The sequence below is a fragment of the Kitasatospora sp. NPDC057198 genome, assembly GCF_042670125.1.
Classification (GTDB): domain Bacteria; phylum Actinomycetota; class Actinomycetes; order Streptomycetales; family Streptomycetaceae; genus Kitasatospora.
In genome coordinates, this window is the sequence record NZ_JBHUWH010000251.1 from 1 (window position 1) to 11,217 (window position 11,217).

10 protein-coding genes are annotated in these 11,217 nt (G+C 77.1%); 3 read left to right on the top strand and 7 right to left on the bottom strand.

Features of this window, described 5'->3' with window-relative positions; translation table 11 throughout:
* On the bottom strand, window positions 1–1,236 hold a 1,236-nt coding region (locus ACFUEL_RS25110; protein ID WP_380239012.1), incomplete at its 3' end, for a pyruvate, phosphate dikinase.
* Entirely contained in the window at window positions 1,233–1,877 is a 645-nt protein-coding gene (locus ACFUEL_RS25115) for a transcriptional regulator (RefSeq protein WP_380239013.1), read from the bottom strand. The genes ACFUEL_RS25115 and ACFUEL_RS25110, both read right to left, overlap by 4 nt.
* 118 nt (window positions 1,878–1,995) lie before the next feature.
* Between ACFUEL_RS25115 and ACFUEL_RS25120 the strand changes: the two genes are divergently transcribed.
* On the top strand, window positions 1,996–3,135 hold the full coding sequence (locus tag ACFUEL_RS25120; protein ID WP_380239014.1) for a TetR family transcriptional regulator: 1,140 nt from the start codon (window positions 1,996–1,998) through the stop codon (window positions 3,133–3,135).
* Window positions 3,136–3,426: 291 nt separating this feature from the next.
* Here the strand turns inward: ACFUEL_RS25120 and dnaN are convergent, their stop codons facing one another.
* Window positions 3,427–4,569, bottom strand: a complete 1,143-nt coding sequence (dnaN, locus tag ACFUEL_RS25125; RefSeq protein WP_380239015.1) for a DNA polymerase III subunit beta — start codon at window positions 4,567–4,569, stop codon at window positions 3,427–3,429.
* A gap of 235 nt (window positions 4,570–4,804) precedes the next feature.
* Between dnaN and ACFUEL_RS25130 the strand changes: the two genes are divergently transcribed.
* Together ACFUEL_RS25130 and ACFUEL_RS25135 are read left to right on the top strand one after the other, a co-directional pair.
* On the top strand, window positions 4,805–5,323 hold the full coding sequence (locus ACFUEL_RS25130; protein WP_380239016.1) for a SigE family RNA polymerase sigma factor: 519 nt from the start codon (window positions 4,805–4,807) through the stop codon (window positions 5,321–5,323).
* A gap of 67 nt (window positions 5,324–5,390) precedes the next feature.
* Window positions 5,391–6,374, top strand: a complete 984-nt coding sequence (locus ACFUEL_RS25135) for a hypothetical protein (RefSeq protein ID WP_380239017.1) — start codon at window positions 5,391–5,393, stop codon at window positions 6,372–6,374.
* 105 nt (window positions 6,375–6,479) lie between these two features.
* Here ACFUEL_RS25135 and ACFUEL_RS25140 read toward each other — a convergent pair whose 3' ends face one another.
* The 4 genes from ACFUEL_RS25140 to ACFUEL_RS25155 form a co-directional block, all read right to left on the bottom strand.
* Entirely contained in the window at window positions 6,480–7,466 is a 987-nt protein-coding gene (locus ACFUEL_RS25140) for a DUF389 domain-containing protein (RefSeq protein WP_380239018.1), read from the bottom strand.
* 52 nt (window positions 7,467–7,518) lie between these two features.
* On the bottom strand, window positions 7,519–9,189 hold the full coding sequence (locus ACFUEL_RS25145) for a hypothetical protein (protein WP_380239019.1): 1,671 nt from the start codon (window positions 9,187–9,189) through the stop codon (window positions 7,519–7,521).
* Window positions 9,186–10,085, bottom strand: coding sequence for an ATP-binding cassette domain-containing protein (locus ACFUEL_RS25150; protein WP_380239020.1), 900 nt, complete (start codon window positions 10,083–10,085; stop codon window positions 9,186–9,188). Before ACFUEL_RS25150 ends, ACFUEL_RS25145 begins: the two co-directional genes overlap by 4 nt.
* Before the next feature lie 152 nt (window positions 10,086–10,237).
* On the bottom strand, window positions 10,238–11,217 hold a 980-nt coding region (locus tag ACFUEL_RS25155), incomplete at its 5' end, for a sensor histidine kinase (RefSeq protein WP_380239021.1).

The following is an 11,217-nucleotide window of genomic DNA, read 5'->3' on the forward strand; positions in this document are numbered from 1 at the left end:
CGCGACGACCGCGGCGTGGCTGGCGGGCCCGCCGCGCGCGGTGACGATCCCGGTCGCGGCGGCGAGGCCGCGCAGGTCGCCCGGCGAGGTCTCCGGGCGCACCAGGACGACCGGGCCGGTCCGGGCCGCGCGCACCGCGCCGTCCGCCGTGGTCGCGATCCGGCCGGTGGCGACGCCGGGGCAGGCGCCGGTGCCCCGGGCGAGGACGTCGGCCTCCCCGCCGGGGGCGATCCGCGGGGTGCGGACGTGCCGGAGGTGGAGCGGCGGGACCCGGAGCAGTGCTTCGTCCCGTCCGATGAGCCGCTGGTCGACGAGTTCGACGGCGACGCGGACGGCGGCGGCCCCCGCGAACCGGCCGGGCCTGGCCTGGAGGAACCACAACTCGCCGGACTGGTAGGTGAATTCGACGTAGCAGGCGTCGCGGTAGTGCTCCTCGAGCCGGCGCAGCGCGTCGAGCAGCCCGGCCCACACCCCCGGCTCCCGGTCGGCGAGTTCGCGCAGGGGGCGGGTCGCCGTCCGCCCGGAGACGACCTCCTCCCCCTGGCGTCCGAACAGGACGTCGCCGTACGGGGTGTTCTCGCCGGTGGTGGGGTCGCGGCTGAACGCGACCCCGCTGCCGCTGCTGCCGTCGCGGTTGCCGAAGACCATCCGCTGGACGATCACGGCCGTGCCCAGGTCGTGCGGGATGCCGTTCAACTCGCGGTAGGTGTGTGCGCGGGGCGCGTCCCAGGACGAGAAGACGGCCTCGACGGCCTGTCGCAGCTGCTGGGCGGCGTCGTCCGGGACGGGGCCCGCACCCCTCGCAGCCGTCACGGCGGTGAAGCCGGCCAGGAAGCTCCGCCGGGCGTCCCGCGCGAACGCCCGGTCGCCGGTCTCGGCGGCCAGGGCCTCGGTGGCCCGGGTCGTGAGGCCGAGATTGAGGACCGTGCCCATCATCCCGGGCATGGAGACGCCGGCCCCGGAGCGGACGGACACCACCAGCGGCTCGCGCGGGCCCCCGAAGGTCCGCCCGGTGGAGCGTTCGAGATCGGCCACGGCCGTCGCGAGCTCGGCGAGGAGCCCGTCGGGCAGGCGCCCGTCCCGCCGGAAGGCGCGGCAGCCCTCGGTGGTGATGACGAACCCGGCCGGCACCGGCAGGCCGAGGCGGTGCAGGAGGACCAGGCCGTACGCCTTGCCGCCGAGCGTCTCGGCCGTGCCCCCGGTCCGGGCGGAGAGCGCCCGGGTCCACCCGGTCACCAGCGCTCCAACCCGAGGGTCGCCAGCAGGTCCTCGTGCAGCTCGGCCCAGACGACGTGGTACGAGGCGGTGTGGTCGGCCACGTACGCCGGTTCGCCGGAGGCGGCCCGGGTGAGGGCCTCGGCGAGGCGGACGCGGTAGCGGCCGAACCGGGGCAGCGCGGCGGACAGTTCGGCGCCGACCGCAGCGGCCCGCCCGTCCAGGTCGGCGAACCGGGAGAGCACCCGGGCGTCGTAGCCGGGGTCGGCGTGGTCGTTGACGCCCGTGACGCCGTCGACGGAGCGCAGCTGCCAGGCCGTGCAGAGCTCGAGCAGTTCGGGGTTGAGGACCATGAACCGCTCGTACGCCGCCGTCACCCGCCCGCGGGCCCGCGCCGACTCCAGCTCGCCGGCGATCCGCCCGGCGTCCGCCGCGCGCCCCGCGTCCGTGAGGCACCACACCGGCGGCTCGCCGGGCAGGCGGACGACCAGGCCGTCCACCCCGAGGTCGATCAGCTCGGACTCGGCGTCGGCCGCGTCGAGCCCGGTGATCGCCCGGAGCCGGGCGACGCCGACGGCGCCGGCGCAGCGCAGGGCGTGCAGGACCAGCAGGGCGGCGTCCGGGGCGGGGGCGTCCGGAGCGGGGGCGTCGGACCGGGTCATCGGGTGCTCCTCCCGGGCGGGGGCGTCGGCGGGCAGATCAGATACTCATGACATCCGGATACCGTCATCATCCGAATGCCGTGGGTATCATGACACACCAGGAGCCGAAGGGGACACCATGGCGAGACTGACCCGCACCCAGCAGCAGGAGCGGACGCGCGCGGCGGTGCTGGTCGCGGCCCGGCAGGAGTTCGCCGAGTCCGGCTACGCCGAGGCCAAGATCGACCGGATCGCCGAGCGGGCCGAACTGACCAGGGGCGCGGTCTACTCCAACTTCACCGGCAAGCGCGCCCTCTACCTCGCGGTGCTGGTCGACGCCGCCGAACGGGCCCGGGACGCCGCCGAACCCCCGGCCCGGCCGCCCGCCTCCGCCGGCCAGGCACTCGGCGCCTTCGCCCGGGTCTGGCTCGAACGGCTCCCCTTCCTCGGCGACACCCCGGGGGGCGGCCACCTGCAACTGCGCTCGCTGTCCGGCGTGCTGGGCACCGAGCCGGCCCGGACCGCGCTCGCGGAACTCGTCCGGTTCGAGGCCCTGCTGCTCGCCCTGGCCCTCCGACCGCCCGCCACCGGGGGCGTACCCGCCGGGGCCGTACCCGCCGGGGGCGTGCGGCGCGCCGGGCTGGTGCTGACCCTGCTGCACGGTGCGGCCGCCGCCGCGGAGAACGCACCCGGCGTCGGCGACCCCTTCGACCTGGCGCGCGCCGCCGAACACCTCGCCGACACCCCCCTCGGCGACGACCCGCAGCCGCCGCACCTGCCCTACGTCGCCCCGGCACGCCCGACCGGGGCCCCGTGGACACCGCCGGACGGCCTGCACGACGAGATCACCGGCCGCCCGGTCGACCTCGGCCGCGACGGAGTACTCGTCGTCCTGGGCGCGGGGCGCCTGTCCGCGGCCGAGGACGCGCTGCGCTCGACGCGCCCGGACGACGAGGTGAGCGTCGTCGTCGTGACGGGCGACCCCACCGAGACCGGCCGCCTGGCCCGGCTCCGGATCGTGGACCTCGCCGGCTGCCTGCGCCGGGTCTTCCCACCCGACCGGCTCCCCCGGGTCCGCGTCGTCCTCGACGACACCGGCGCCGTCCCCGCCGCCCTCCAGCACCTCTCCACCACCGACCCCACCCCCGACCCCGACCTCACCGAGACCGCGGTCCGCCTCCGCGGCGGCCTGATCACCGCCCACGCAACCGGCCGCGGCGCCGGCCACGCCGCAGCCCGCGCCCACGCCCACGCCCACGACCGCAGCACGTCCCCCTGAGCCCCGACCCCGGCTTGTCCCCGTCACGCAGAGCGCAGCGGCATGAACAGGTACCAGTAACCGGGGTCGTACTCCGCGCGTCCGTCCGCCCCCACACCTCCGCCCCCTGCCCCCTGCCCCCGACCGCAGCCCGCACCCGGGCCCCGGCTTGTCCCCGTCAGGCGGAGCGCAGCGGCATGAACAGGTACCAGTAACCGGGGTCGTACTCCGCGCGGCCGTCCGCCCCCACACCTCCGCCCCCTGCCCCCTGCCCCCGACCGCAGCCCGCACCCGGGCCCCGGCTTGTCCCCGTCAGGCGGAGCGCAGCGGCATGAACAGGTACCGGTAACCGGCATCGCGCTCCGCGCGGTCGTCCGTCCGCCCGGTGAGGACGGCCGGCTTGGTGGGGGTGGTGTAGCCCAGTTCGACCAGGGGGGTGGTGATGGCGCTGACGCCCTCGACGAGGTAGGCGGCGCTGGTGGGGATGCGGATGGGCTCGCCGTGGAAGGCGCCGGGCAGGGTTTCGCGGCCGCGGGCGTCGCCGCCCTCGCCCGCGTCGAGGGTGATCCGGCCGGCCGACAGGGTGATGCGCAGCGGGGAGCGGTGGTCGGCGACGAGGGCGATCCGCTTGGCGGCCTCCAGGAGGGGGAGCCGTTCGACGGTGGCGGTTCCGGTGTAGGCGGCGGGGAAGAGCGCCTGGTAGTTCGGGTAGGCGGAGTCGAGCAGCCGGGCCGTCGCCCGGCGGGCCCCGGCGCGCAAGCCAATCAGTCCTCCGCTACGCGGGGGCCCGGCGGGCAGGGCGATCTCGACGCGGTCGCCCCGGGGCGCCCTGGCCAGGGCCCGGGTGATGTCGTGCAGGCTCCTGGCGGGCACCAGGGCGAGGGCTTCGGACGCCCGGGGGTCGGCCGGCTGCCAGGGCAGGTCGCGGACGGCGAGGCGGTACCGGTCGGTCGCGACCAGTCGCAGCCGTTCGGCGTCGGTCTCGAAGCGGACGGCGGTGAGCACCGGGAGGCTGTCGTCCCGGGCGGCGGCGACGGCGACCTGTGCCACGGCCTCGGCGAGGGCTGCGGTGTCGGCCGTGCCCAGCACCGGGGGCGGGTCCGGCAGCCGCGGGTAGTCCTCGCGCGGGAGGTGGGGCAGCGCGAACCGGGAGTCGCCGCAGGTGAGGACGGTGTCCGCGGCTTCGGCGGCGAGTTCGACCGGCCGGTCGGGAAGTGTCCGGCCGAGGTCGGCGAGGAGCCGGCCGGGGACGAGCACGGTGCCGGGCTCGAGGACCTCGGCCTCCGCTTCGAAGGCGGTCGAGACTTCGTGGTCGAAGGCGGCGGCGGTCAGCGTCCGGCCGGACGCCGTCAGCACGATGCCGGCCAGGGCGGGCAGCGTGGGGCGGTGCGGGAGGGCGCGGGCGGCCCACGCGACGGTGTCGGAGAAGGCGGCGCGGTCGAGGCGGAGCTTCACGGGGCGGTCTGCTTCCTGCGGCGGGTCGGAGGACGGGTCGGACGCTGCCGAGGACTGTGCGGGCTCGACCGGGTCGAGGGTCAAGGGCCCGGGGCAGGGTCCGGGGGCCGAGGGCCGGGGCCAGGGGTCGGGGCCCGGGGCCGGCGGAGGTGCGGTTGCCGGAAGCGGGCGCGACACGGACGGGCGGTTCGAGTCGTGTATCAAGGCGTCCGAATTCCAGCCCCGAGGAGCCCCTTTGTCCGACCGGATCACTTTCGAGGAGTTCGCCGCCGGCCGGGCCGGGCAGCTGTTCAAGACCGCCTACCTGATGTGCGGGGACTGGTACCAGGCGCAGGACCTGGTCCAGATCGCGCTGTCGAATATGTACCCGGTGTGGGGGCGGCTGACCCGGGGCGGCCGGGTGGCCGGCCTCGACGCCTACGCGCGCAAGGCGCTGCTGAACTGCTACCTCTCCCACCGCAGGCTCCGGCGTTCCGGCGAACTCCCGGTCGGCAAGATCCCCGACCGCGCCGTGCACGGACCGGGCGAGGCGGACGGGGTGACGCTGCGCCTGGCGGTCCTGGACGCGCTGAACCGGCTCGCGCCCCGCAACCGCGCGGCGGTGGTGCTGCGCTACCTCGAGGGCTACAGCCTGGAGGAGGTCGCCGACGCCCTGGGCACCACGGTGAACGCGGTGAAGAGCCTCAACTCCCGCTCCCTGGCCACGCTCCGGGAGCTGCTCGGGCCCGAACGCTTCGCCCTGCTGCAGAACTGATCGCAGAACTGACTGCAGAACTGACCGCAGAACTGACCCTCCCCAGGCCCCGGAAAGGCAGAAACCCGTGGATTTCGACCAGACCCTCGCCGACGTCCTGGTGACGAGCGTCGAGGACCTCGATCCTCCCGTCGCCGCGATCGTCGCGGAGAGCGCCCGGCTCGGCCGCGAACGCCGGCGCGCGCAGCGGCTGCGCGCCCTGCGGGCCGGCGGCGCGACGCTGGCCGCCGTGTCCGTGCTCGGCGCCGCCGTCGTGACCTCGCACCTGCGCGACGGACGCGCCCCGGCCGGGTCCGCGCCCGCCGCCCCGGCCTCCGCCGTCGCCCCGGCTTCCACCGCCGCCGCGCCCGTCACCCCGCCCGTCACCCCGCCCGTCACCGCGCCCGTCACCTCGCCCGTGACCTCGCCCGTGACCTCGCCGTCCCCGTCCGGGCTGCGCGCGGACGCCCAGTTGACCCCGGACGCCATGGTCAAGCTGCTGTCCGACCGGCTCCCGGCGGGCGGGACCTTCGTCAAGTACCAGCAGCCGTACGGGGACTACTCCCCCGTCGAGAAGGTGGGCGCGTTCCTCCGCTACGACGACGGCCGCGGCACGGCCACCTTCCAGCTCACCCTGCGCAAGGATTCCCACCCCTTCCCCAGCGGCGGCCGCGCCCCCGACGCCCGGGACACCCCCCTCGTGTGCGGCAGCGGCCCCCAGCGCCCGAGCGGGCCCCCGCCGGGGCCCCTGAGCTGCCAGAACCGCTTCCTCCCGGACGGCAGTTGGGAGATGGCCAGCGCCACCGACGCCATCGTGCCCGGCCTGTACAGCTACCAGGTCGCCATCTGGCGCCCCAACGGCGACGTCCTCGTGTTCATCGAGTACGCCGGAACCGTCGGCGCCTACGGGCACCGGGAGGCCGTCACCCGCGCCGAGCCCCCCGTCCCCCTCCCCCAGTGGCAGGGCATCGCGGAGAGCCCGGAGTGGCAGTTCAACGTCCCCAGCACCCTGGTCGAGGAGGGGGCCCGGTTGGCCGCGGACATCCCCCGCGCGCCCTTCCCCGAGAGCTGAGCGGCCCCGCCGGAACGCCCCGCGCTGCCGCGGGCCGGGCGCAGGGTGCCAGCCGCGGGCCGGGTGCTGGGTATCGGGCGCGGGCGCGGGCCTCGAACGCGGGGCTCAGCGCCCGACCCGGCCGGCCTCGATCCGGCGGCCCTCGGTGGTGGTGACCACCACCGGCACCCCGTCGGGGACCTCGCCGCGCAGCGCGGCCAACAGGTCCTGGACGGGCGGCAGTTCGGCGGGGGTGCGGACGGCCACGTGCAGGGTGCGGGACTGCGCCCGGACGTCGAGCACCTGCGCGCCGGGGACGCCGGACAGCCAGGCGGTCGCGGCGGCCGCGGTGCGGTTCGTCCACAGGTGCACCAGCACGGTGCCGGCCGTGCTGCCCGCGAGCAGCACGCCGACCGCCGCGAACAGCACGCCCAGGGTGGCGTAGGCGCGGCGCGGCCCCCGGTCGGCCGTGCCCATGCCGATGGCGGCGAACACCACCATGCCGGCGAAGAACAGCGCCAGCAGGTTGGAGACGAACAGCACCAGCGCCCCCAGCGCCAGCCACCACGCGCCCTGTCCGGCGCAGACGCCGACCACCACCAGCGGCGGCACCAGCGAGATGGCGATCGCCACGCCCGGCAGCACCGCCGCCACGTCCCGGCGGGCCAGCGCGACCGCGCCCGCGAACCCGGTGGCCAGGGCGGCCGCGAGGTCGAGCAGGCCGGGCGAGGTCCGTCCGGCGATCTGGCTGTCCGCCAGCAGGTCGTAGTCGGACGGGACGACCAGCGAGGCCAGCGCCCCGATGGCCACCACCAGCGCGACGCCGCCGAGCACGAACCAGCCGGCGCCGCCGATGCTGCGCCGCACCGCGCCCAGCGCGATCCCCATGATCGGGGTGGACAGCGGGGCGATGATCATCGCCCCGATCACGGTGGCGGTGGAGTCCGTCAGCACCCCGCACGCGGCGATCACCGCGGAGAGCACCAGCATCGTCCAGAACGCCGACCGCTTGGCCCGCACCTCGCCGACCGACAGGTCGAGGTCCTCCCGCAGTTCCTCCACCGACCGCCGCTGCCGCTCCGGCAGCACCCACTCCCGCACCGAACCGATCATCCGGCCAGTCTCCGGCGCGCCCCGCCCGGTACCCCGGTCCGCCGCGCCCGGCTCACCCGGCCGGGCGGGCCTCCCGGACGCCGCGCCGGGCGGCGGACACCGCGAACACCACCGCGAGCATCCCCGCGGACAGCGCCGCGACCAGCAGCGGGTGCGGGCCGGCCGGGCGGCCGCCGACCCGGACGGCGCCCATGAAGTCCAGCGCCGCCACGTTGTTGACCAGGGCGTACCAGAGCGGCGGGTAGAGCGCCTGGAAGGCCCGGTGGGTACGGCTCACCACGCCCAGCAGCACGGCCAGCGAGGGAACGAACAGGACTCCCCCGGCCCAGTGCGCGGCGCCGGCGCCGTCCCCCGCCACCAGCATCCGCACCAGCGGGGCGGCGCCCAGCAGCGCCGTGAGCACCGCGCCGGACGCCCACTCCGCGAACAGCCGGCGCCGGGCCGCCGGGTAGGCGGCGAGCAGCACCTCCAGCCCGTTCTCGGCCCGCTGGCTGCCCAGCCGCGACCAGAGCGGCAGCGGCCACAGCCACAGCACCGGCAGCAGCAGGCCGGTCAGCACGCCCATCGGCACCGCGAAGCCGGCGGCGGTGAGTGCCGCCGCGACCAGCCACCACCGGCGGGAGACCCCCCGCGCCAGGATCCGCACCTCCCCGGCCAGCAGCCGGCCGAACGCCCCCGCCCGCCGCGGCTCGGTCCGCGGCAACCCGGCCCGGACCGGCTCACCCGGCGGGGCGGTCCGCGGGGCAGTCAACAGGACAGCCGGCAGGGCAGTCGGCGGGACAGCCGGCGGGGCAGTCGGCGAAGGCTCCGGGGCGGCGGGGCCGGCGGAGCGCGCCGGGTCGAAGCGGTCGAACCAGAGCGCGGGCACGAGGGCCACCGCGACCGCGAGCAGGAGCAGCAGCAGCCGGTCGAGGACGAAGCCCCCGGAGGGCTCGAAGCCGTTCCAGACGAAGGTGTCGAGCGGCTTGCCGACCTGGGTCAGGCCGAGGCTGAACCCGCCCCCGTCCCCACCCCCGACCCCGCTCCCGCTCCCGCCCCCGCCGGCCGCCGGGTGCTGCGCGGCCAGGGCCTCGGCCATCGACCGCGCGGCCTGGTGCACGCCGAGGCCGCCGAGCGGCGCGGAGCCGGACTGGCCGCCGAGCCCGATCACCAGCGCCACCGCGAACCAGACGGTGGCGCCGAACCCCCCGCGCAGCAGCGGCACCGTCTCGAACAGGACCGCGGCGGCGGCGGTGAGCGCCATCAGCGGCAGCGCGAGCAGCAGGAACGGCTCGACCAGGGCGACCGGGTCGACCGCGCGGTCCTCGCCGCGGGCCAGTTGCATCACCAGGGCGGTGCCGGCGAGGACGCCGAGCATGGAGGCCAGCACCAGCAGGTTGCTCAGGAACTTGGCGAACAGGTAGCCGCCGGTACGCAGCGGGGTGGCGGCCAGCACCTGGCCGACCCGGGTGGCCGCGTCCCGGGAGATGCCGCCGCGCACGACGTGGAAGCCGGCGAAGGTGAGCCAGAGCGCACCGGCGAGCGCGGTGGCCACGCCGACGAAGGCGCTGTTGTAGACCCCCCGGTGGCCGCCGACGTCCATGATCACCCAGGTGCTGTCCGCGCTCGGCACGGCGAGGCGGCCGAGGCCGACCGCGGCGAGCAGGGTCACCGCGTAGGCCGGGCGGCGGACCCGGTCGCGGAAGTCGCCGGCCGCGAGGCCGGCCAGGGCGCGCACGCTCACCCCCGCACCGCCCGTCCGCCCGCGGCCGGTGCGGCGCTCCGGTGGACGACGGCGAGGTAGGCGTCCTCCAGGTCGGGCGGGACCGGGACGGCGTCCCGGGTCGGCGGGGCGGCGGCCAGCACCCGCAGGCGCACGCCGCTCGCGGTGCGCACCATCCGGCTGACCGCGTACCGCTCCTGGACGGCCGCGACGCCGGCCGGGGCGACCACCGCCTCCCAGACCTGCCCGTCGGCCTCCCGGAGCAGTTCGTCCGGGGCGCCGCGGCGCAGCAGCCGGCCGCGGACGATCACGGCGATGTCGGCGGCGACCGACTCGACGTCGGAGACGATGTGGGTGGAGAGCAGCACGGCCCGGTCCGCGGCGAGCTCGCTGAGCAGGTTGCGGAAGCGCACCCGCTCCTCCGGGTCGAGGCCGGCCGTCGGCTCGTCCACGACGACGACCTCGGGGTCGGCGAGCAGCGCCTGCGCGATGCCGACGCGGCGCAGCATGCCGCCGGAGTACGTGCCCAGCGGGCGCCGGACCGCCTCGGTGAGGTTGACCAGCTGGAGCAGCTCCTCGATCCGGGCCCGCGCCGACCGGGCCGACAGGCCCTTGGCGGCGGCCAGGTAGGCCAGGAACTCCCGCGAGGTCAGGTGCGGGTGGACGCCGAAGTCCTGCGGCAGGTAGCCGAGTCGGCGGCGCAGCGGGTCGGGGTCGGCGACCGCGTCGGCCCCCCGGTAGCGGACCCGGCCGCCGGTCGGCCGGGTGACCGTGGACACGATCCGCATCAGCGACGACTTGCCGGCGCCGTTCGGCCCCAACAGGCCCAGCACCCCCGGGCCCAGCCGCATCGTCACGCCGTCGACGGCACGCCTGCCGCCCCGGTACACCTTGGTGACGTCGATCAGTTCGAGCATGGCCTCCCTCTCTCCCGTCGACCCCCGCGGGCCCGACCCTCGAGGCCCGTCCCCCCGCCGGACCGGCGGCCGGCCGGGACGGACCCGGTGAAGAGCCTCGCCGGTCCGCGGCGCGCCGCCATCTGCCGTTCGGCAGATATCCGGGCACCCGGTCAGGCGGACGCGGACCGCAGGGGCAGCACGGCGCGGACCCGCCAGCCGGCGCGCTGCGGGCCGGCGGTGAGGGTGCCGCCGAGGGCGCCGGTCTGTTCGGTCAGCGCGGCCAGGCCGGTGCCGCCGGTCCCGGCGCGGCGGGCCGGGAGGCCGGAGGCGGTGCGCCGGCCGCTGTTGGTGCGCCGGCCGCTGTCGGTGACGGTGATCCGCAGGGCGGGGCCCGGGACCCGGACCACCTCGACGTCCACCCGTTCGGCCTGCGGGGCGTGGCGTCGGACGTTGGTCAGGGCTTCCAGGACGATCCGGTGGGCGGCGTCCTCGACCTCGGGCGGGACGGTGCCGACCGGGCCCGGCTCCAGCACCAGGGCGCCGTCGGCGGGGCCGGCGGCGAGGAAGCGGTCGACCAGGCCCGGGAGGTCGGCGAGGCCGTGCGTCCGGGCGGGCGGCGGTTCGGCGGTCGCGGTCGCGGGCGCCGCGGGGTCGCGCAGGGTCCGCAGGGTGTGGTCCATGGAGTCCAGCGCCCGGGTCCCGGCCGCCTCCAGCCGGGCCAGCAGTTCCCCGGTCCGCTCCTCGTCGTAGCCGCAGACCCGGGCGGCCTGCACCTCCAGCAGGATCCCGGTCACCTCGTGCGCGACGTGGTCGTGCAGGTCGCGGGCGACCTCGAGGCGCTGGTCGTGCCGGGCCCGGCGCACCGCCAGGTTGCGGTGGCCGTCCTGGGCGTGCAGGTAGCGGCCGGTGCCGACGGCGCAGGCCGCCGGGAGGGCGGCCAGGACGACCGCGGCCACCGACGGGTCGAGGACGGCCTGCGGCAGCCGCAGGGTGAAGCGCAGCGGGAGGGCCAGCACCGCGAGCACCAGCGCCGCGCCGGCCGGCGCGGGCCGCCGGATCCCGGCCCCGCGGACCACCCGTCCGGTCAGCACCAGCAGGGCCGCGCACTCGAACGGCAGCCAGAGCAGCACCAGCCCCCGCGGCCCCGGGT

Excerpts from the sequence above, each read along its gene's own strand:
- ACFUEL_RS25115 (WP_380239013.1), bottom strand. The coding sequence starts at position 1,877 with ATGACCCGGTCCGACGCCCCCGCTCCGGACGCCCCCGCCCCGGACGCC.
- ACFUEL_RS25140 (WP_380239018.1), bottom strand. The coding sequence starts at position 7,466 with ATGATCGGTTCGGTGCGGGAGTGGGTGCTGCCGGAGCGGCAGCGGCGG.
- ACFUEL_RS25120 (WP_380239014.1), top strand. The coding sequence starts at position 1,996 with ATGGCGAGACTGACCCGCACCCAGCAGCAGGAGCGGACGCGCGCGGCG.
- ACFUEL_RS25150 (WP_380239020.1), bottom strand. The coding sequence starts at position 10,085 with ATGCTCGAACTGATCGACGTCACCAAGGTGTACCGGGGCGGCAGGCGT.